Below are 20,092 nucleotides of genomic sequence, written 5' to 3'. Positions count from 1 at the left end.
CCGTCATGTGTCCGCCGCTCCGCTAAACACGGGGGCTGCGCGGCGGACACGCCGACGTCACCGCAATGCCACGCCATTTTGCAGAACTTGACGCACACAACTGCGAAGGATCACCACAGACGGCTTCCATTCTGAACCACAGATGGATTCCAGGGTCTCCGCGATGTCGCTTCGCTCCTGCTCCGCGCTGGATGACGAAGATGAAGTTAGCCCATGGCTAATCGCAGCTCAGAGCATCGACGGCTGCTCCCCAAAAAAAACGGCCCGCCTTTCAGCGGGCCGTTCATATACTAAGTCGGCAGTCTGATCACTGAGCCGGTGCCGGCGCGGGTGCCGGAGCCGGAGCCGGAGCCGGCGCGGGTGCAGGCGCGGGTGCAGGCTCTGCCGGAGCCGGAGCGGGTGTCGCCGGAGCTGGCGCAGGAGCCGGTTCGGCTGGCTTCATCGGCTCGGCAGGTGCTGGGGCCGGAGCCGGTGTGCTGGCTGCGGGCGGTTCGGCAGGCGCAGGTGCCTCGCTACGTCTTCCAAAAACATAATAGGCGACAATTGCCAGGATAACGACGACCAGTGCAATCAGCCAGCCGCTGCCGCCGCCGCGTGGCCGTGCGGTACCCGGTGAGGTGAATGGGTCGTTCGGATTGGGTGTGTTCGCCATAAAAGTGTCCTCCGTGGATGAAAAACATCAAGTAATAGCCATCAACGTACAATCGTTGAATCGGTTTCACATTAGGCGTTGAAAACGCCGAAAACAGGGCAATTCTGATCCGGAATCGCTTGCAGGCATGCATTTCCACCGCAAAATGGGTTTCGATCGAGCCAAACCGAACCTTTTTCAGTTTCTTGGCACGAAGCGCGGCTGGTCCGCCGTCGCGCCACGAGTAAGGGCTGGTCCCGCCTCGGCAATGATTCGGTGTGCAACTCCGCCGTGTCGTTCAGTTGACGGCGGTCACCGTATAGCCGATCTTGCGGAAACCCTCGACCAAGCCTTGCGCTCCGGGAAGGTGCATGGCGCCGACCGCCATGAAGACATTGCCGTGGGCGAGGATCGGCGCTGCACGATCGACCATCACCTTGTTGCGGCTGGTGATCATGGTCTGCTCGAATTCGGCGTAACCCGATTGGTCGTCGACCTGTTCGGGGATGACGGCCCGAAACAGCGGTACATACATGCCAGTGTCGCCACGCCGGTAAAGCACGATCATGGTTTCGTTGACGTCGTTCACCTTGTCGCCAAGCTTCAGCGTATCGACCAGCCCCTTCAGGTGAAAGGCGATCGGCAGCGAAGCCATGGCGCGCAGCTGGTCGGCGATTGTCTCCAGCCCCTCGACCGATTTGCCCGAAGCCTCGGCGTCCTTGGCAAGCTTGACGTCGAGCACCGGCGCACCGCCAGCCTGGCGGGCGACTTCGCATACAGGTAGCGCCACCATCGCCGACAGCAACCAAGGTTTCATCTTGGCGACGGTCGCTGGCGGGATGCCACGCGCATCGAGCGCCTTGTTGACCACCGCCGCATCCTCCGGCGACAGCAGCGACGAAAGCGTCGTCTTGTCGGTGAACATCATCAGATCCGGCTCTTTCAGCAGTGCTGCCATCATCTTCTGCTTGTCGAGCACTTCGGTGGTCTCGATGATGACGGTGCCAGCCGCATCGAATGCCTTCTGCGCGGCGGGTGGCAGCGTGGTGACGCGCGGGTCGGTAACGTGCATGGTGCCGAACAGGAAGGACGGTTTTTCGCCCGATTTTTCGAGCTTCCACAGCAGGCCCTTGCCGTTCGGCGTCGCTGCCGCGTCTGCCTCGATCTTGCGGTAGGCAGCCGGGTCGTCCTTTTGCAGCGCGCTCAGCATATCGCTACCGCCGCAGGCCGAAGTCTCGGCGCGTGCCTTGCCCGCGGCGAGCAGCGCGACGATGAGGAAAGAGAGGAAAAACAGGGCGTTGAGCGCGACGAGCAGCTTCAGCGACATATGGGTCGCGCGGTCGGCGATGGCGATGAGGCGTTTCATGCTGCGCTTCTAGGCGCAAAAAGCGGCAAAACGGTTAACCGGCGCATCAAAATTGTTGCGAGATGGCCACCGACACATGCATCGATCACGCACGAGGATGAGCTGCTTCGTAAATCTCGAGCAGCCTGGCGGTGTCGACGCCGGTGTATATCTGGGTTGTCGACAGGCTGGCGTGGCCGAGCAACTCCTGGATGGTGCGCAGGTCGCCGCCGCGCCCTAGCAGATGCGTGGCGAAGGAATGGCGCAGCGCATGCGGCGTCGCCGTGTCGGGCAGGTTGAGCGCCGAGCGCAGCTTGGCCATGTCGCGCTGGACGATTGCCGGGTTGAGCGGGCCGCCGCGGGCACCGCGAAACAGCAGGCCCTTGGGATCGAGATGCCAGGGACACAAGCGGCGGTATTCGGCAATCGCCCGCAGTGCCACCGGCAGCACCGGCACCAGCCGGGTCTTGCCACCCTTGCCGGTGACGCGCAGCACGGTATCACCAGGTGAGGAAAGATCGGCGCCCGACAGGCCGAGCGCCTCGGAGATCCGCAAGCCGGACCCATAGAGCAGGGTCAGCACGGCGGCGTTGCGCGCGGCAATCCACGGCTCCTCCGCCAGTTGGCCTTCCACCGAGACGACGTGTTTTGCATCGCTTGCGGTCAGCGGCTTGGGCAGCGATTTCGGCTGCCGCGGCGCGCGCAAGGCTGTCGCACCTGCCGCATTGGCGAGGCCGCGCCGTTCCAGGAAACGCAGCAGCGAGCGGATGCCGGCCAGCCCGCGCCCGAGCGTGCGGGCGCCGGCGCCCTCGGCACGGCGGGCAGCGAGAAAGCCGCGCAGATCGGCGGGGCGCAGATCGGCGATGTCGGAAATGCCGGGCGAGCCGCCGCAATGGCCGGTCAGGAAATGCAGGAACTGGCGCGTGTCGCGCTCATAGGCCTCGACGGTTTCGGGCGATAGCCGGCGTTCGCGCGCCAGCATCTTCAGCCAGGCCTCGCGCGCCGCCTGCAGGTCGGGTTTTGCCGGTATGAGGAATTCCTGCATTGCACTCTTCCAGTTCCCCGCCATCTTCCGGCACGCGGGTTAGGAAGCGGTGAAGAGCGGCGTCATTGAAATGACGACGGGCTGGGGTTAGAGCAAGGCAAAGGATTTTCCGCAGATGATCAAGCCGCAAAACCCCGTCCAGATGGCCGTGATCGGTGCCGCGCATGGCATCAAGGGCGAATTGCGCGTCAAGAGCTTTACCGGCGACCCGCTGGCGCTGGCCGATTACGGTCCGCTCTACGCCAGGGATGGCCGCGCCTTCCAGATCGTCGACATCAGGCCCGCCAACACCGTGGTGGTGGTGCGGTTCAAAGGCGTCAACGACCGCAATGCCGCCGAGGCGCTGGCCGGCACCGAATTGTTCGTCGACCGTTCGGTGTTGCCCGATGAGGGCGAAGAGGATGAATTCTACCATGCCGACCTCGTCGGACTGGAGGTCAAGGATGACATCGGTGCCATCATCGGCAAGGTCGTCGCCGTGCATAATTTCGGCGGCGGCGACATTCTCGACGTGACGCTGGCGGGGCGCAAAGGCGTGCTCATCCCGTTCACGCAGGCCGCTGTTCCGGAAGTGTCGATCGCCGGCGGCTTTGTCCGCGTTGATCCAGCCGCCGCAGGGTTGGTCGAGGACGAGGACGGCGAGCCTCCCGCTGACGACGGTTTCGACCCCAAGGGCAGGCCGCGCGGGCCTAGGGACGCCGGAGGCAACCGGTGAGTTTTTCGGCTTCGGTGCTGACGCTCTATCCCGAGATGTTTCCCGGCGCGCTTGGCCTGTCGCTGGCCGGCCGCGCGCTCGAGACCGGCATTTGGTCGCTCGAAACGATCCAGATCCGCGACTTTGCCAGCGATCGTCACCGTACCGTCGATGACACGCCGGCCGGCGGCGGCGCCGGCATGGTGATGCGGGCAGACGTGCTGGCCAGCGCCATCGACCATGCCTCGCCGGCAGCCGATCCACGTCCGCGCCTGCTGATGAGCCCGCGCGGCAAGCCGCTGACGCAGGCACGGGTGCGCGAGCTCGCCGGCGGGCCGGGTGCGGTGATCGTCTGCGGCCGCTTCGAAGGCGTCGACCAGCGGGTCATTGAATCGCGCGGCCTCGAGGAAGTTTCGATCGGCGACTTCATCCTGTCCGGCGGCGAGCCGGCGGCACTCGTGCTGCTCGACGCCGTGGTGCGCCTGCTGCCCGGCGTCATGGGCAATGCGGTATCGGGCGAGGAAGAGAGCTTTGAAAACGGCCTGCTCGAACATCCGCATTATACGCGGCCGCAGGAGTTCGAGGGCCGGCCGATTCCCGAAGTGCTGATTTCGGGCAATCACAGGAAGATCGCGGCTTGGCGGCGGGCCGAAGCGGAGAGGCTGACGAAGGAGCGACGGCCGGATCTTTCAGCCGCTCAGCCCTTGTCGAAATAGTAGAAAGCCAGGAACAGGCCGACGGCGATGACGAAGCCGCGCACCGCGTTCTGCGGCACGCGCCTAGCGATCCAGACGCCGGCATAGCCGCCCAGCGCGCCACCCGGGATCATGATGATCGCCTGCAGCCAGGCAATGACGCCGCCCGAGACGAAGACGAGGATGGCAACCGCAGCGATGACCACGGCCAGCATGTTCTTCAGTGCGTTCAGCCGGTGATAGTCGCCGGACTGGGTGAGACCGAGCGTCGCCAGCATCATGACGCCCATGCCGGCGCCGAAGAAGCCGCCATAGGCGGCGGTGGCGAACTGCGCCAGCGACCCGACCAGAGAACCCACCGCGGCCTCATGCTCCGGCTTGGGCGCCGGCTTCAGCCATGGCCCGGCAGCAAACAATGCGGTTGCCGCCAGCAGCAGCCACGGCACCAAGGCGCGGAAGGACGGGTTGTCGAGCCCTAGAAGGATGAGCGCGCCAGACAGCGCACCGAGAGCCGAAATGAGGCTGAGCAGCAGTGCGCCGCGCCAGAAATGCTTGATGTCGTGCCAATAGGCGAGCGTCGAGGTGATGTAGCCGGGGAACTGCGTCACCGACGATGTCGCATTGGCGACGATCGGCGGCAGGCCGGCCAGGGTCATGGCGCCAAAGGTTATGAACGTGCCGCCGCCGGCAACGGCATTGACCGCGCCTGATAGAAAGCCGGCGAGAAAGAGCAGGACCGCGTCCAAGATTGGCATGAGGGGTGTCGTCGCTGGAGGAAAATGCTTATCTTCCGGCTTAGGAAGCTTGACGCGCGGGCGCAACCCCCTGGACCACAAGCGATCACGGGATTGCCACAGCGGGCGCCAGCCCAAGAAGCAGCGCAAAAAAGAAACGGCCCAAAAAAGAAACGGCGAAGACGTGACAAAGCGCCGAAATAGCTGTATGTGCGCGCCGAACCGGAAGAAAAATCTGCCAAGAGCGATCTTCTGGCCCGTCAACAATGACGGTGTAGTCGCCCCTGCCCGATGTTCTCGAACAGACGTTCTCGAACGAAGGGCATAGCCGAGCGGTCGATGCGACTGCAAGGCGAGTGTCGGGCGCTCTGACTGTCGGAAGAACAAGAAGTGGATTTTTGAGATGGACATCCTCCGTCAGATCGAGGCCGAGCAGGCCGCCAAGATCGAAGCCAAGCGCAAGCTCCCCGAATTCCAGCCCGGCGATACCGTGCGCGTCCAGGTCCGTGTGACCGAAGGCACCCGCACCCGCGTCCAGGCCTATGAGGGCGTCGTCATCGCCCGCGCCGGCGCCGGCTTCCAGGAAAACTTCACCGTCCGCAAGATCTCCTACGGCGAAGGCGTGGAGCGGGTGTTCCCGGTCTATTCGCCGATGGTCGAGGGCGTCGAGATCGTGCGCCGCGGCAAGGTGCGTCGCGCCAAGCTGTACTATTTGCGAGACCGTCGCGGCAAATCGGCCCGCATTTCGGAAAACACCGGCGTGCGCGCCCGCAAGCTCAACGACGAAGAGCGCGATGCGCTGAACGCCGAGAAGGCGCGCATCGAGGCCGAGAAAGTGGCCGCCGCCCAGGCGCTGGCCGCCGAGAAGGCCGCGCAGGACGCCGCCGAGAAGAAGGCCGCCGACGAGGCCGCCAAGGCCGCGGAAGCAACTGCCGCCGAATAAGGCGTCTTCAAAACTCATGGTTTTGGAAAGGCGGCTTCGGCCGCCTTTTTATTTCACGAGGTGGATTCGATTTTGCCGGTCCGCAATCGATACGGATCGTTCTGTAATTGCCGCCGTTGAAAGCATTGGAATTCATTTTCGTGCCGAGCGGCGCATCAGAGCGGCTTGCAAGGCGCCTGCGGAAAGCTAAAGTCGGCGCCGGATTTCCTGCATGCCTCGGTCGATCGAGGCGGTTCAGTTCCTGGGGAGCATAGTCATGATCAATTCGAAACTGCTGCTGGCCGGCCTGCTGGCTTGCCTTCTCGTGCCGGTCGCGGCTCTGGCGCAGGCGCTGCCCGACCTCGGCGGCAAGAAGGTGGTGGTGGTGACCGAAAACGCCTATCCGCCGCTGCAGTTCATCGATGCCAAGACCGGCAAGCAGATCGGTTGGGAATATGACGCGATGAACGAGATCGCCAAACGGCTGAATTTCAAGGTCGAGTACCAGAATACCTCTTGGGACGCGATGATCCAGGCGGTTTCCGACAATCAGTACAACATCGGCATGACCGGCATCACCATCAAGGACGACCGCAAGCAGAAGGTCGATTTCTCCGATCCGTATATGCGCTCGGAACAGTTCATGCTGGTGCGCGGCGACGAGAAGCGCTTCACCGATGCAAAGACGTTCGCCGCCTTCAAGGACGGGCTGATCGGCGCGCAGGCCGGCACCACGCCCTTCTACACCGCCGTCTACAGCGTGCTCGACGGCAACGAGCAGAACCCGCGCATCAAGCTGTTCGAGACGTTCGGCGCGACGGTGCAGGCACTGAAGGCCGGCGACGTCGACGTCGTGCTCACCGACGGCACTGCCGGCAAGGGCTATGTCGATGCGTCCAATGGCGGCCTTAAGCTGATCGGCGGCCCACTCGGCACCGAGGATTTCGGCTTCATCTTCCCCAAGGGCTCCGACCTGGTGAAGCCGGTCAACGCGGCAATCGCCGCGCTCAAGGCCGACGGTACGCTCGACGCGCTCAACAAGAAGTGGTTCCTTGATTACAAGATGGGGCAGTAGGCCCGCTTGTTGCGCGCATTTCATGACGATTGTGCGCGGGAACTCGCGCTGACTCTGCGCTCGTACACCCCCCTCTGTCCTGCCGGACATCTCCCCCTCAAGGGGGGAGATCGGATTTCGCATCGGCTTTCGCCAATTTTCAGTGTTGCAGAACGGGCCGCGAGGTCAAAGCTGCCGATCTCCCCCCTGGAGGGGGAGATCGCCGGCAGGCCAGAGGGGGGTGTGACAGAACGCTGCCTTCGTGACTCTGTTATCGGTACCGCTTGATGCCGTCGGCGCCTCTCGCCTCAGCCAAATCCGACTTCCCGTGGTGGCTTGCCGTGGCCGTGGCGATCGCCTTGGCCGCCGCCATCTTCATCGCTGCCAGCGACCTCTATGCCCAGGTCTTCGCAACCGTCGCCAAGGGCATCGGCGTCACCATCTTCGTCACGGTGGTCGCCTTCGCGCTGGCTTGCGCGATCGGCCTCGGCGTCGCGCTGATGGGCCTGTCGGGCTCACGCTGGCTCAGCCAGATCGGCCGCTTCTACGTCGAGATCATCCGCGGCGTGCCGATGCTGGTGCTGTTGTTCTGGATCGCCTTTGCCGGGGCGCCGGCCTTCGTCGCGGCATGGAACGCGCTGACGGCGCCGCTGCAAAGCGCCGGCCTCTTCGGTGAGCTGCTGGTACGCGACGTGTCGTTGCTTTGGCGCGCCGTCATGGCGCTGACCATCGGCTATTCCGCCTTCATCTCGGAGGTGTTCCGCGCCGGTATCCAGGCGGTCGAGAAGGGGCAGATCGAGGCGGCCAAGGCGCTCGGGCTGACGCGCACCCAGCGCTTCCGGCTGGTCATCTTTCCGCAGGCGATCCGCACCATCCTGCCGCCGCTCGGCAATGATTTCGTCGCCATGGTCAAGGATTCCTCGCTGGTCTCGGTGCTCGGCGTCGCCGACATCACCCAGATGGGCAAGATCTACGCCGCTGGCTCGTTCCGCTTCTTCGAAACCTATTCGATCGTCGCCTATATCTATCTCATCCTGACCGTCGGCCTGTCGTTGGCCTTGCGGGCGCTGGAGAAGCGGCTCCGCCACCAGCATGGGGAATAGAAGGCAGGCGAAAACGGCGCTACCATCGAGCGGACGCGACCGGGGAGGACCGATGATCATCGACAAAGCCAATGCGGCGCTGGAAGCGGTCTATACGGCCGACACGCCTGAGACGCTCGCCAAGGCCTATGCGCAATGGGCCGCGACCTATGACGGCGAAACCGCGGCGCTCGGCTATCTCCTGCCGTTCCTGATCACCGCCTGGGTGGCGCGCCATGTGCCGCCGGGCGAAGGGCCGCTGCTCGACGCCGGCTGCGGCACCGGCCTGTCGGGGCCGCCGCTCAAGGCGCTCGGCTACCACGATATTGCCGGGCTCGACCTGTCGCAGGACATGCTGAAAATCGCCGGCAGCCGGCAGGCCTACAGCGAGCTGAAACAGGCGATGCTCGGCGGGCCATTGCCTTGGGCGGACGGGTATTTCCGCGCCTTTTTCTCGACCGGCGTGTTCACCATAAGCCACGCACCGGCGTCGGGCCTGCATGAACTGGTACGGATCACCAGGACGGGCGGCCACGCCATCTTCACGGTCCGCGACCAGGTTTTTGAAAGCGGCGGGTTTCAAGCCGTGTTTGGCGAACTGGAGCAGGCGAAAAAATGGCGGCCGGTCGAGGAGAGCCCGTGGTTCCGCTGCTACGCAATCGCCGAGCCCGACGCGCTGGTGAAGACCTTCGTGTTCGAGGTGCTGTGAAGCGCCTGCGAAGGCAGACGCGATTGCTGAAAAGCCAAAACATTGATATGAGCAGCGCCATGGAAGAGCTTTTTGGCGATCCGGCCTATAAAGGTTTCGTGCTGCAGGACAGGAAACGCCTGCCGTCGCGATTTTCCGCGCGCGTCTGCGGGGCGCTGACCAGCCGACTTAGCTAGGGCAGACTCGCCAGGCTGTTTCGCCGGTCCGACCGGCGTCGTTTTCCCTTTTTAATTCGACGGATTTACGCAAATGAGCGCACCGCGCACCCTCTACGACAAGATTTTCGACGACCATGTTGTCGACCGCCAGGACGACGGCACCTGCCTGCTCTATATCGACCGCCATCTGGTCCACGAAGTCACCAGCCCGCAGGCTTTCGAAGGCCTGCGCATGACCGGCCGCAAGGTTCGGCATCCGGAAAAGACGCTGGCCGTGGTCGACCACAATGTGTCGACCTCGCCCGAGCGCAAGTTCGGCATCAAGAACGAGGAAAGCCGCATTCAGGTCGAGGCGCTGGCCAAGAACGCCAAGGATTTCGGTATCGAATATTATTCCGAGAAGGATATCCGCCAGGGCATCGTCCACATCATCGGTCCCGAGCAAGGCTTTACGCTGCCCGGCATGACCATCGTCTGCGGCGACAGCCACACCTCGACGCATGGCGCGTTCGGGGCGCTGGCGCATGGCATCGGCACCTCGGAAGTCGAGCATGTGCTGGCGACGCAGACGCTGATCCAGCGCAAGGCCAAGAACATGCTGGTGCGCGTCGACGGCGCACTGCCGGAAGGCGTCACCGCCAAGGACATCATCCTCGCCATCATCGGCGAGATCGGCACGGCCGGCGGCACCGGCTATGTCATCGAATATGCCGGCGAGGCAATCCGTGCGCTGTCGATGGAAGGCCGCATGACGATCTGCAACATGTCGATCGAAGCCGGCGCGCGCGCCGGCCTGATCGCGCCCGACGAGACCACCTTCGCCTATGTCAAGGACAAGCCGCGCGCCCCCAAGGGCGAAGCCTGGGACGCCGCGCTCGCCTACTGGAAGACGCTGCAGTCCGACGAAGGCGCGCATTTCGACAAGATGGTCGTGCTCGACGCGGCAAAGCTGCCGCCGATCGTCTCCTGGGGCTCCTCGCCCGAGGACGTGGTCTCGGTGCAAGGCATCGTGCCGAACCCGGACGACATCACTGATGAGAACAAGCGCACCTCCAAGCAGCGCGCACTCGACTATATGGGCCTGAAGCCGGGCACCAAGATCACCGATATCGAACTCGATCGCGTCTTCATCGGCTCCTGCACCAATGGCCGCATCGAGGATCTGCGCGCCGCCGCCAAGGTGATCGAGGGCAGACAAGTCAATCCGCGGGTCAGTGCGATGATCGTGCCGGGCTCCGGCCTGGTCAAGGAACAGGCAGAGGCCGAAGGCCTCGACAAGATATTTGTCGCCGCCGGCTTTGACTGGCGTGAGCCGGGCTGCTCGATGTGCCTTGCCATGAACGACGACCGGCTGAAGCCGCATGAGCGCTGCGCCTCGACCTCGAATCGCAATTTTGAGGGGCGCCAAGGTTTCAAGGGCCGGACGCATCTGGTGTCGCCGGCAATGGCCGCGGCGGCGGCGATCGCCGGCCATTTCGTCGACATCCGCGAGTGGAAATAGGGCAGGCGCGCGCAGTCGGATATGAGGAGCCCGAGCCGCAATGCGGTTCGGGCATTCTTCAGTCGGGCCGCCTGACGAATTCGTGGAATCCCTCACGGCGGCCGGGTTGGTCCTTTGCGACGACCAGCGCCAGTTGGCGCTCGTCGAAGAGTTTGAACCATTCATCCCATTCGACCAGTTCATAGCCGCCGGCATTGACCGGACGTTCGGCCTCATCCTGGTCCTGATAGGCATGCTGGCCGAAGACCAGCCTCAGCATGGGCTGCGTTCCGGCTTCGGGCGACACGTCGACGATCGCCGGAAAGCCGGCGCGTGCCGCGGCCCATGAGCGAATTGCATCGTGATCGGTCAGCATGATCGTGTCGGCCATCGGAGCGTCTCCTGGTTGCCGTCGTGAAACGCCGCTCGCCGTTCGCGGTTCCGCCCAGCGGCTTTGTCGACGTACCTGTCGTATATTCGCTTTCGCTTAACCGCTTGTTTGGGCTTCCGCTCTAAGGTCCTCCAAGGGGAAGCGAGGGGAAATTACAGCGCTTGGACACCGGCCTGCTCATAGCGCTGCTCAATCCAGGCATCGCCCTCACACTCGGCGCGGCATTTCTCGTGCTGTGGTTCTATCAGCGCCACCGTCCCTATCTGGCTGTGCTGGCGGCGGGCTACTCGGCCTCGGCCGCAGGCTTCCTGCTCCAGTATTTCACGCTGCCGGTCGGCATGGCGCCGACCAAGCTCATCTCGATCCTGTGCTTCACCTTCGCCACCTGCTGTCTCGCCGGCGCGGTCATTGCGCGCTATGGGCGGCGCGTGCCTTACCCGGCGGTCGGCATTCTGGCCTGCGGCGGCCTGGCCGCGTTCTCGTGGTTTCTTTTTGCCCGGCCGGATCTCACCTGGCGCATCCTTGCCATCAATTTCAGCTTCGGCGGCATCAGCCTGGTTGTCGCCGCCGAGTTGCGCGTGGTGCGCAACAACGGCCCGACAGAAATGATCCTGTTCGTGCTGTCGCTGCTTTCCGGCCTGAACTTCCTGGGGCGGACGCTTGCCGTCGTCATCGCGCATGGGCCGTTCACCAGCTATGAAGGGCTTTACTCCTCGTCCTACTGGACGACGGCTCTGCTGTCGCATGCATTGCTGTCGCTGCTTATTGCGCTTTGCCTGTTCGGCGCCGCCGCGCTCGATGTGATGAAGGCCCTGAAGACCGAAACCCTGACAGACCCGCTGTCGGGCCTGCTCAACCGCCGCGGCTTCGAGGAGCGCGCCATGCTTGTCCTGCAGCACTGTGCCACGGCGCAATTGCCGGTTGCGCTGGTGCTTGCCGATCTCGATCATTTCAAGGCGCTCAACGATCAGCATGGCCACGCGGCCGGCGATCGCGTCATCGCCGACTTCGCTGCCAAGCTTCTGTCGGCTGCAGGTACGCGCGGCGTTGCCGGCCGTATCGGCGGCGAAGAGTTCGCCGTGCTGATACCGCTCAGCGACCTTGGCGCGGCAAGACTGTTTGCCGAAGCCATTCGCACGGTCTATTCGGCGGGCAGAATCGACGGACTTCCGCCCGACACAAGGGTGACCGCGAGCTTCGGCGTGGCCGCCCGCACCAGCGACGAAGGGCTGGACCCGCTGATGCGCCGCGCCGACGAAGCGCTCTACAAAGCCAAAAGGAGTGGCCGCGACAGCGTATGCCTGTCCTATCAGCGGCCTGAAACGGTCGTCCTTCCCAATCGGACCAGTGCTGGCTGAGCGTCAGCGGCGGCTTCGAATTAACGTCTTTTTCGCGCGTTGGTGATTTGCTGTTCGGGGGGAGTGCCAAAACGCCATGGGCAGCGCTAATTTCATCCTGCTGATCAACCTGTTCGTTACCGGGCTGCTGGCGGCGGCCTTCATGACGATCGCGGTCTATGACGCCGGCCGGGTGTCGGCACGCTGGCTGGCGTTCGGCTATGTGCTCGGCACGGCTTATTTCGCGATCGAGTTCAGCATTCCTCCCTTCGACAATGCGCGCCCCGTGGTTGTCGCCGCCTTTGCCGCCTTCCTTGGCGCTACCGTCGCCTTCAATGGCGGGCTTGCCCATAAATACCGCGTTTCGCCGCCTTGGCCGCCGATGCTGTTCTTCCTGGTCTTCGCCACCCTCGCGGTCCACTTCGTGCAGGACCTGCCACGCCAATCCTTTGTGCGAATGGCGGCCTACCAGCTTCCCTATGCGGCTATGCAGTTCACCGGGCTGGCGATCGTCTTGTCGTCCAGGCAAAGACGCGAGCGGCTCGACTATATGCTGATGGCTGTCCTGGCGGCCAGCACCTTGCAGTTCGCCAGCAAACCCTTCATCGCCCATGCGCTTGGTGGCTGGGGCGCCAATCCGCAATCTTATGCGCAGACCAGCTATGCGTTGGTGTCGCAGTCGGTCGGCACCGTGTTCGGCCTGGCGCTTGCGCTGGTGACATTGGCTATCCTGGTCCGCGACGTGCTCGCCGAGGCGACGTCGAAATCGGAAACCGACACGCTTTCGCGGCTGCTCAACCGTGGCGGCTTCGAGCGCCATGCCGAGATCGCGCTGCGTGACGCCATGCGGCGCGCCGTTCCAGCGGCACTGGTCATTGCCGATCTCGACCATTTCAAGCGCATCAACGATACTTACGGCCACGCGTCGGGCGATCGGGTCATCGAGACCTTTGCCGGGTTTCTCCGCGATGCCGCGGCCGACCATCATGTCGCCGGCCGCATCGGCGGCGAGGAATTCGCTATTTTCCTGCCGGGGACCAATCTAGCCGCCGCCCGGCTCTTTGCCGAGGGCACGCGTAGCGCCTTCGGTGCCACGCCGATCGACTGCCTGCCCGCGGATCACCGCTGCAGCGCCAGCTTCGGCATTGCCGAGCTTGGTCCGGGCGAAAGCTTTTCCGACCTGCTGCGGCGCGCCGACAAAGCGCTCTATCAGGCGAAGGGCAGCGGTCGCGATTGCGTGCGTGTCTCGGCGGGGCCGGCTGTTGCCCTGCCGGCGCCGTCAACCAAGGGCGGCGTGGCCGTCAGCGGCAGGGGCTGAGCTCCGGCATTTCGCCGTCGGAGAGGCCGTACATATAGCTGCGGCCCTTGACGAAAACCGGCGGCCTATAGCAGTCGCCGCCGCGGACATCGTCCGATTCGTTTTCGTAGATCACGTCGGGCTGGCCGGCGCTGGTGTAGTCGGACAATTCCTTGGCCAGCTTGCCCTCGCCAACGAGGATACGCTTGTAGCCGGCGGCGCTGTCGATGACGAGATTGCCGAAGGAATCGGCATAGACGCGGTCATGATGGCGCGTCCCGGCGAATGCCGGTGCGACGACGCCGACGGCGAGCGCCGCCAATAGGAACCAGGGAAGGCGCGATCCTGCTGAATTCGAATGCATGGCGTGCTGCTCCATTGCTGAGAGGCAAGCCTCCTCGAATCAGAAATTAACCTTTTATTAACCTTTGTTAAGAGGGCAACCGCAGCAGGGGCGAGGTCTCGGAAAATATGGTTAATACTCGATCGCCCACCGGCCATCATTCGGCCATGCCTTGTTCCCACCATCCCCAGCATCGGGCGCGACTCGAAAAGCATGAAATCCGGTGGCTTGCCGGAGCATCGCGGCGGGCTCGATACGCGGGGGGAAAGCAGCAAATGAGATTACGCCGCACGTTTCGGATGGCGCTGGCCATTCCGCCGCTGCTGGCTGCCGCCGCCTGCGCGCCGCAGACCAGCGCGCCCAAGCTCGGCAACACGGCCGCCGCTTCCGTGTCGCTTGCTCCCGCCGCTAGCGAACCGACGGCACCGCAGCCGCGCACAGCTACTTACAACTGCGCCGACGGTAGCGTGATAACCATCGAGAATCTCGGCACGTCGGTGCGCGTCCTCGGCCAGAACGGCGCCAGCGCCGAGCTGCCGGCGTCACCGGCCAATCAGACCAGCCGTTACGGCGAGGCGCATGACGCAATCGTGATCGATGGGCGTGAGGCGCTGGTGATGAAGGGCGGTGCATCACCGCTGGCCTGCAAGCGCTGATCCGCCCCTTGCGCCAGCCATATTTTGCAGTGCGGCGACATTGTGCCGGCGCAAGGCGACAGCCCTAATCGATTGAAGCTGAAGCCTCGCTTTCATCAGACTAAATTACGTTTTCGAAACGGTTTTCCGGCTTTGACGCGGTGCAAAAAGAGCATTAGAAACCGGCTGTCCGAAGTCGCAACCGGAAGCGGTAATGCCGCATTCCCACCTGAGGCTCCAGAGACGCCGAACTGGGGGAGCCATGAGCAAATCACCAGCCACCCGCGAATTTGCCAGACGTGAACGGCCGCTTTCGCCGCATCTGACCGTCTATCGGCCGCCGATCACCATGACGATGTCGATCGTCCACCGCATCACCGGCGGGGCGCTCTATTTCGGCACGCTGCTGGTCGCGCTGTGGCTGATGGCGGCGGCGAGCTCGGAGGCGACCTTCAATGCCGTCAACTGGGCCTTCGGCTCGTGGCTGGGACGGCTGGTGCTGTTCGGCTACAGCTGGGCGCTGATGCACCACATGCTGGGCGGTGTGCGCCATCTTATCTGGGACACTGGGGCAGGGCTGGAAAAGCATACGGCATCGAGGATCGCCTGGGCGACGCTGGCCGGCTCGGTCACGCTGACGCTGCTGATCTGGATTGCCGGCTACATGGCGCGGGGAGCCTGACATGAACGGCAAGAACCCCGACATGCGCACGCCGCTGGCCAAGGTCCGCGGCCTCGGTTCCGCCCGCGAGGGCACCGGCCATTTCTGGCGCCAGCGGCTGACGGCGATCTCCAACATCCCGCTGGTCCTGTTCTTCGTCGGCTTCCTGATCGCACTCAACGGCGCCAGCTATCTCGAGGTGCGCGCCGCACTTGCCAATCCGTTCGTTGCACTGGTGCTGGCGCTGGTGCTGTTGTCGGTGCTCTACCACATGCGGCTCGGCATGCAGGCGATCATCGAAGACTATGTGCATGGCGAAGGCACCAGGCTGGCGCTGCTCGCCCTCAACACATTCTTTCCCGTAGTCGTCGGCGTCGCTTCGGTCTTCGCCCTGCTTAAACTGGCATTTGGAGGCTGATTTTTTGGCCAAGGACGCGAAGAACGCCAACACGGCTTCCGCCTATAGCTATGTCGATCACAAATTCGACGTCGTGGTCGTCGGCGCCGGCGGCGCCGGCCTGCGCGCCGCGCTCGGCATGGCTGAGCAGGGCCTGCGCACCGCCTGCATCACCAAAGTGTTCCCGACGCGCTCGCATACGGTTGCGGCGCAGGGCGGCATCGCCGCCTCGCTCGCCAATATGGGGCCCGACAACTGGCAGTGGCATCTCTTCGACACCGTCAAAGGCTCAGATTGGCTGGGCGACACCGACGCTCAAGAATACATGGTGCGCGAAGCGCCGGCGGCGGTCTACGAGCTCGAGCACTACGGCGTTCCCTTCAGCCGCACCGAGGACGGGAAAATCTACCAGCGGCCGTTCGGCGGCATGATGATGAATTTCGGCGAGGGGCCGCCGGTGCAGCGCACCTGTGCGGCCGCCGACCGCACCGGCCACGCCATGCTGCACACGCTCTACGGCCAGTCGCTGAAGCACAATGCGCAGTTCTTTATCGAGTATTTCGCGCTCGACCTGATCATGGAGCCGGACGGCACCTGCACCGGCGTCGTCGCCTGGAACCTCGACGACGGCACCATCCACCGCTTTTCGGCCAAGATGGTGGTGCTGGCGACCGGCGGCTATGGCCGCGCCTATTTCTCGGCCACCTCGGCGCATACCTGCACCGGCGATGGCGGCGGCATGGCCGCACGCGCAGGCCTGCCGCTGCAGGATATGGAGTTCGTGCAGTTCCACCCGACCGGCATATACGGCGCCGGCTGCCTGATCACCGAGGGCGCGCGCGGCGAGGGCGGCTATCTCGTCAATTCCGAGGGCGAGCGCTTCATGGAGCGCTACGCGCCGTCAGCCAAGGATCTGGCTTCGCGCGACGTGGTTTCGCGCTGCATGACGCTGGAAATCCGCGAGGGCCGCGGCGTCGGCCCGAAGAAGGATCACATTTTCCTGCATCTCGACCATCTCGACCCGGCCGTTCTGCACGAGAGGCTTCCGGGTATTTCGGAATCGGCAAAGATCTTTGCCGGCGTCGACCTGACCAAGGAGCCGATCCCGGTGCTGCCGACGGTCCACTACAATATGGGCGGCGTGCCGACCAATTACTGGGGCGAGGTGCTGAACCCGACGGCGTCGAATCCGGACCAGGTGTCGCCCGGGCTGATGGCGGTCGGCGAAGCCGGCTGCGCCTCGGTGCACGGTGCTAACCGGCTGGGCTCCAACTCGCTGATCGACCTGGTGGTGTTCGGCCGTGCGGCGGCAATCCGGGCCGGCCAGGTGATCGACCGCACATCGGCGATCCCTTCGCCCAACGAGGCCGCCGTCGAAAAGATAATGGACCGCTTCGACCGGCTGCGTCACGCCAACGGCTCGACGCCGACAGCGGTTTTGCGCGAAAAGATGCAGAAGGCGATGCAGGAGGACGCGGCGGTGTTCCGCACCCAGGAATCGCTGGAAAGCGGCTGCAGGCGCATTTCGCAGATCTGGGGTGAACTCGGCGACGTCAAGGTGTTTGACCGCTCGATGATCTGGAACTCCGACCTGGTCGAGACGCTGGAGCTGGAAAACCTGATGGCCAACGCCATCACCACCGTCTACGGCGCCGAGGCGCGCAAGGAAAGCCGCGGCGCGCACGCGCGGGAGGACTTTTCGGCCCGCGACGACGCCAACTGGCGCAAGCATACGCTGGCTCGGCTCAACGAGGCCGGCGAGGTGGCGCTCACCTACCGGCCGGTGCACACCGAAACGCTGCTTAAGGAAGCAGACGGCGGCATCAACCCGGCCAAGATCGCGCCAAAGGCCAGGGTGTATTGAGGTCATGATGAAACATCTGATCGCCTTGGCATTTCTGGTTGGCGTCGGAGTGCACTCGGCGTCTGCCGAGACGGTCTATATCTATGACAACGCTGACAAAATCTCGAAAATGGTGAATGATATTCCCGTTTGGAAAGATGCCGCCACGGCCCAATCGTCAAGTCGAAATTTTTATTCCAAGAACGTCGGGCACATCAGATGTCTGGCAAGGCCTCCGGCCAGTGGCGCACTAAAGCAAATCGGGAAAGCATTTGAAGTGCGCGTATATGCCCGCTGTACCGGCTTCGTGAACGCCCTCTACGTTCATACGGAGAAGTAGAATGGCGTCGGCGGCAGCAGGATATTCCGGCACGCCTCTTCCGGCCAAGCTCGGCCTGAAGGACGGGATGACCGCGGCCTTCATCGCGCTGCCGGCGGAACTGGACGATCTGGCCGACGCCGTCGGTTTTGCCGGTGTCGACCGGCTGGCCGACTGGTCGGCGATTTCTGGCATTCGCCGGAAATATGATGCCGTTCACGCCTTCACCAGGCAGCGTGTCGAGATCGAGGACCGTCTCGGCGACGTCGAAGCGGCGATCAAGCGGGACGGCATGGTCTGGGTGTCATGGCCGAAGAAGGCATCGAAAGTGCCGACCGACGTCACCGAGGACGTTATCCGCACAGAGGCGCTGAAGCTCGACCTCGTCGACGTCAAGGTCGCCGCCGTGAACGAGATCTGGTCCGGGCTGAAGCTCGTCATCCGAAAGGACCTGAGGTAATGGTCGAACTCACGCTTCCGAAAAACTCGAAGATCATGGCCGGAAAAACCTGGCCGAAGCCGGAGGGCGCGACCAATCTGCGCGAATACCGCATCTACCGCTGGTCGCCGGACGATGACGAGAACCCGCGCATGGATACGTATTTCGTCGACATGGACGATTGCGGGCCGATGGTGCTCGACGCGCTGCTCTGGATCAAGAACAAGATCGACCCGACGCTGACGCTGCGCCGCTCCTGCCGCGAAGGCATTTGCGGCTCGTGCGCCATGAACATCGACGGGTCGAACACGCTGGCCTGCACCAAGGGCTGCGACGACATTTCCGGCGCGATCAAGGTCTATCCGCTGCCGCACATGGCTGTGGTCAAGGACCTGGTGCCCGACCTCACCAATTTCTACGCCCAGCACGCCTCGATCGAGCCGTGGCTGAAGACGGTGTCGCCCGAGCCGGCCAAGGAATGGCTGCAGAGCCATGAGGACCGCGAAAAGCTCGACGGGCTCTACGAGTGCATATTGTGCGCCTGCTGCTCGACCTCCTGCCCGAGCTACTGGTGGAACGGCGAGCGCTATCTCGGCCCGGCGACGCTGCTGCAGGCCTATCGCTGGCTGATCGATTCCAGGGACGAGGCGACGGGCGAGCGGCTCGACAATCTCGAAGACCCGTTCCGGCTCTATCGCTGCCACACCATCATGAACTGCGCCCAGACTTGCCCCAAAGGGCTCAACCCGGCCAAGGCGATCGCCGAGATCAAGAAGATGATGGTGGAGCGACGGGTGTAGGCGGCGGGCGAGTTGCAGCCGAGATCGTCTCGTCCGCAGCGATCCTTCGCGCCCCCCTCTGTCCTGCCGGACATCTCCCCCTCAAGGGGGGAGATTAGCAGCTTGGAGGACAGCGCCCTTTCTGCAGCCTTGAAAAGTGGCGAAGCGGTGATGACAGCCAATCTCCCCACTAGAGGGGGAGATGTCCGGCAGGACAGAGGGGGGCGCTGTCCCGCCGAGTTCGAAAGGATAGCAAACTTATGACCGATATCGACCTTCCCATCCTCTCTCCCATCGAAGCCCGCGTGCTCGGCTGCCTTATCGAGAAGAAGGAGCTGACGCCGGACGTCTATCCGCTGACGCTCAATGCGGCACATGCGGCGGCCAACCAGAAGACGGCGCGCGAGCCGGTGATGTCGGTCGAACTTGGCGAGGTCAGAAGAGCGCTTGGCCAGCTCGAGCAGAAGGGCCTAGTCAGGCAGGTGTTCGCGTCGCGCGTCGAGCGCTACGAGCATGTGGTGGCGCAGCGCTTTTCCCTGACCTCGGCGCAGATCGCGCTGCTCGGCCTGTTGCTGCTGCGCGGCCCGCAGACGGCCTATGAATTGCTGGCGCGAAGCGAGCGCATGGCGCGGCTGCCGTCGATCGACGAGCTTCGCGGCAATCTCGATCTGCTGATCGGCCGCCGGCCACCGCTGGTGCAGCAGATCGATCGCGGCCCAGGCCAGCGCGAGGATCGCTATGTCCATCTGCTCAGCGGGTCGCCGCAGCTGTCGGCTGCCGCAGCGCCCCTGCAGTCGTCCTCGCCGGCGTCGGATCTGGAGACGCGCGTGCAGGCCCTCGAGGAAGAGGTCGCGGCATTGCGCGCCCGTCTCGACGCACTGTCCGGCGATGGGCGATAAGGATTTTCGAGACGTCGGGGACGGCCCCTCAGGTAACGTGTTCGTTGCCTACTTTCGATTGGCTGGCGCTGCCCCGCCTGCCGGCGACCTCTCCCGTATAGAGACCTTTGCACAGAAGCCGATTGGTGATTCTGTGATGATGGTCGAAGCAGGGAGATTCGGGATGGCGGATCGTGTTCTGGGTCAGTTGAGTCTGGCGGACG

Annotated in this window: 22 protein-coding genes; 17 read left to right on the top strand and 5 right to left on the bottom strand. The window is 63.8% G+C overall.

The window, feature by feature from the left end; genetic code table 11:
- Window positions 1–929 precede the first annotated feature (929 nt).
- Window positions 930–1,997 carry a TraB/GumN family protein gene (locus tag NKI54_RS35070; RefSeq protein WP_352572226.1) on the bottom strand — a complete coding sequence of 356 codons (1,068 nt, stop codon included), beginning with the start codon at window positions 1,995–1,997 and terminating at the stop codon, window positions 930–932.
- A gap of 85 nt (window positions 1,998–2,082) precedes the next feature.
- Complete coding sequence (locus NKI54_RS35065; protein ID WP_352456326.1) at window positions 2,083–3,021, bottom strand: tyrosine recombinase XerC; 939 nt, start codon at window positions 3,019–3,021, stop codon at window positions 2,083–2,085.
- A 115-nt stretch (window positions 3,022–3,136) separates the two neighbouring features.
- Between NKI54_RS35065 and rimM the strand changes: the two genes are divergently transcribed.
- Both rimM and trmD read left to right on the top strand, forming a co-directional pair.
- Window positions 3,137–3,736 (top strand): ribosome maturation factor RimM, encoded by a 600-nt coding sequence (gene rimM / locus NKI54_RS35060; protein ID WP_352593784.1) that lies wholly within the window; start codon window positions 3,137–3,139, stop codon window positions 3,734–3,736.
- On the top strand, window positions 3,733–4,431 hold the full coding sequence (gene trmD, locus NKI54_RS35055) for a tRNA (guanosine(37)-N1)-methyltransferase TrmD (protein WP_352593785.1): 699 nt from the start codon (window positions 3,733–3,735) through the stop codon (window positions 4,429–4,431). Before rimM ends, trmD begins: the two co-directional genes overlap by 4 nt.
- Here the strand turns inward: trmD and NKI54_RS35050 are convergent.
- Entirely contained in the window at window positions 4,413–5,165 is a 753-nt protein-coding gene (locus NKI54_RS35050; protein WP_352572230.1) for a sulfite exporter TauE/SafE family protein, read from the bottom strand. The two genes, trmD and NKI54_RS35050, sit on opposite strands and share 19 nt — an antisense overlap.
- A 382-nt stretch (window positions 5,166–5,547) precedes the next feature.
- On the opposite strand from NKI54_RS35050, the gene rplS reads away from it, so the two are divergent.
- From rplS to leuC, 5 genes are all read left to right on the top strand, one after another.
- Window positions 5,548–6,087, top strand: a complete 540-nt coding sequence (gene rplS, locus NKI54_RS35045; protein WP_352572231.1) for a 50S ribosomal protein L19 — start codon at window positions 5,548–5,550, stop codon at window positions 6,085–6,087.
- Between the two features lie 256 nt (window positions 6,088–6,343).
- Window positions 6,344–7,141 carry a transporter substrate-binding domain-containing protein gene (locus NKI54_RS35040; protein WP_031212709.1) on the top strand — a complete coding sequence of 266 codons (798 nt, stop codon included), beginning with the start codon at window positions 6,344–6,346 and terminating at the stop codon, window positions 7,139–7,141.
- 266 nt (window positions 7,142–7,407) lie between these two features.
- Window positions 7,408–8,223 (top strand): amino acid ABC transporter permease, encoded by an 816-nt coding sequence (locus tag NKI54_RS35035; RefSeq protein ID WP_023679777.1) that lies wholly within the window; start codon window positions 7,408–7,410, stop codon window positions 8,221–8,223.
- A gap of 52 nt (window positions 8,224–8,275) precedes the next feature.
- Window positions 8,276–8,911, top strand: coding sequence for a class I SAM-dependent DNA methyltransferase (locus NKI54_RS35030; RefSeq protein ID WP_352638313.1), 636 nt, complete (start codon window positions 8,276–8,278; stop codon window positions 8,909–8,911).
- Between the two features lie 249 nt (window positions 8,912–9,160).
- Window positions 9,161–10,570 (top strand): 3-isopropylmalate dehydratase large subunit, encoded by a 1,410-nt coding sequence (gene leuC, locus NKI54_RS35025; protein ID WP_352638311.1) that lies wholly within the window; start codon window positions 9,161–9,163, stop codon window positions 10,568–10,570.
- Window positions 10,571–10,628: 58 nt separating this feature from the next.
- Here leuC and NKI54_RS35020 read toward each other — a convergent pair whose 3' ends face one another.
- Window positions 10,629–10,940, bottom strand: a complete 312-nt coding sequence (locus NKI54_RS35020; RefSeq protein WP_023679773.1) for a hypothetical protein — start codon at window positions 10,938–10,940, stop codon at window positions 10,629–10,631.
- A 161-nt stretch (window positions 10,941–11,101) separates the two neighbouring features.
- Here NKI54_RS35020 and NKI54_RS35015 point away from each other — a divergent pair, with 161 nt between their 5' ends.
- Both NKI54_RS35015 and NKI54_RS35010 read left to right on the top strand, forming a co-directional pair.
- Entirely contained in the window at window positions 11,102–12,298 is a 1,197-nt protein-coding gene (locus NKI54_RS35015; RefSeq protein WP_352638309.1) for a GGDEF domain-containing protein, read from the top strand.
- A gap of 76 nt (window positions 12,299–12,374) precedes the next feature.
- Complete coding sequence (locus tag NKI54_RS35010; RefSeq protein ID WP_352694363.1) at window positions 12,375–13,595, top strand: GGDEF domain-containing protein; 1,221 nt, start codon at window positions 12,375–12,377, stop codon at window positions 13,593–13,595.
- On the opposite strand, the gene NKI54_RS35005 is transcribed toward NKI54_RS35010, so the two are convergent.
- Window positions 13,579–13,938, bottom strand: a complete 360-nt coding sequence (locus NKI54_RS35005) for a hypothetical protein (RefSeq protein ID WP_352450158.1) — start codon at window positions 13,936–13,938, stop codon at window positions 13,579–13,581. The genes NKI54_RS35010 and NKI54_RS35005 overlap by 17 nt on opposite strands.
- 254 nt (window positions 13,939–14,192) lie before the next feature.
- Between NKI54_RS35005 and NKI54_RS35000 the strand changes: the two genes are divergently transcribed.
- The 8 genes from NKI54_RS35000 to NKI54_RS34965 all read left to right on the top strand — a co-directional run bounded on the left by NKI54_RS35000 (window position 14,193) and on the right by NKI54_RS34965 (window position 19,889).
- Window positions 14,193–14,573 (top strand): hypothetical protein, encoded by a 381-nt coding sequence (locus NKI54_RS35000; protein WP_031212707.1) that lies wholly within the window; start codon window positions 14,193–14,195, stop codon window positions 14,571–14,573.
- Window positions 14,574–14,814: 241 nt separating this feature from the next.
- Window positions 14,815–15,234 carry a succinate dehydrogenase, cytochrome b556 subunit gene (sdhC, locus tag NKI54_RS34995; RefSeq protein ID WP_292663224.1) on the top strand — a complete coding sequence of 140 codons (420 nt, stop codon included), beginning with the start codon at window positions 14,815–14,817 and terminating at the stop codon, window positions 15,232–15,234.
- Between the two features lies 1 nt (window position 15,235).
- The gene (gene sdhD / locus NKI54_RS34990) at window positions 15,236–15,631 is read left to right on the top strand and encodes a succinate dehydrogenase, hydrophobic membrane anchor protein (RefSeq protein ID WP_023679767.1); all 396 of its coding nucleotides are present in this window, start codon (window positions 15,236–15,238) and stop codon (window positions 15,629–15,631) included.
- Between the two features lie 4 nt (window positions 15,632–15,635).
- Window positions 15,636–17,474: a succinate dehydrogenase flavoprotein subunit gene (gene sdhA, locus NKI54_RS34985; RefSeq protein ID WP_023679766.1), complete on the top strand. Its 1,839-nt coding sequence runs from the start codon at window positions 15,636–15,638 to the stop codon at window positions 17,472–17,474.
- A gap of 7 nt (window positions 17,475–17,481) precedes the next feature.
- Window positions 17,482–17,793: a hypothetical protein gene (locus NKI54_RS34980; RefSeq protein WP_352572235.1), complete on the top strand. Its 312-nt coding sequence runs from the start codon at window positions 17,482–17,484 to the stop codon at window positions 17,791–17,793.
- A gap of 1 nt (window position 17,794) precedes the next feature.
- Entirely contained in the window at window positions 17,795–18,232 is a 438-nt protein-coding gene (locus NKI54_RS34975) for a DUF3052 domain-containing protein (protein WP_352572236.1), read from the top strand.
- Window positions 18,232–19,011 carry a succinate dehydrogenase iron-sulfur subunit gene (locus NKI54_RS34970; RefSeq protein WP_292663232.1) on the top strand — a complete coding sequence of 260 codons (780 nt, stop codon included), beginning with the start codon at window positions 18,232–18,234 and terminating at the stop codon, window positions 19,009–19,011. The genes NKI54_RS34975 and NKI54_RS34970 overlap by 1 nt, the downstream gene beginning before the upstream one ends.
- A gap of 239 nt (window positions 19,012–19,250) precedes the next feature.
- On the top strand, window positions 19,251–19,889 hold the full coding sequence (locus NKI54_RS34965; RefSeq protein WP_352572237.1) for a YceH family protein: 639 nt from the start codon (window positions 19,251–19,253) through the stop codon (window positions 19,887–19,889).
- Window positions 19,890–20,092: the final 203 nt, after the last annotated feature.

The organism is Mesorhizobium sp. M0663 (genome assembly GCF_040320585.1).
Taxonomy (GTDB): domain Bacteria; phylum Pseudomonadota; class Alphaproteobacteria; order Rhizobiales; family Rhizobiaceae; genus Mesorhizobium.
The sequence above is the reverse complement of the archived record's forward strand: the minus strand, read 5'-3'. Positions and strand labels throughout refer to the sequence as shown.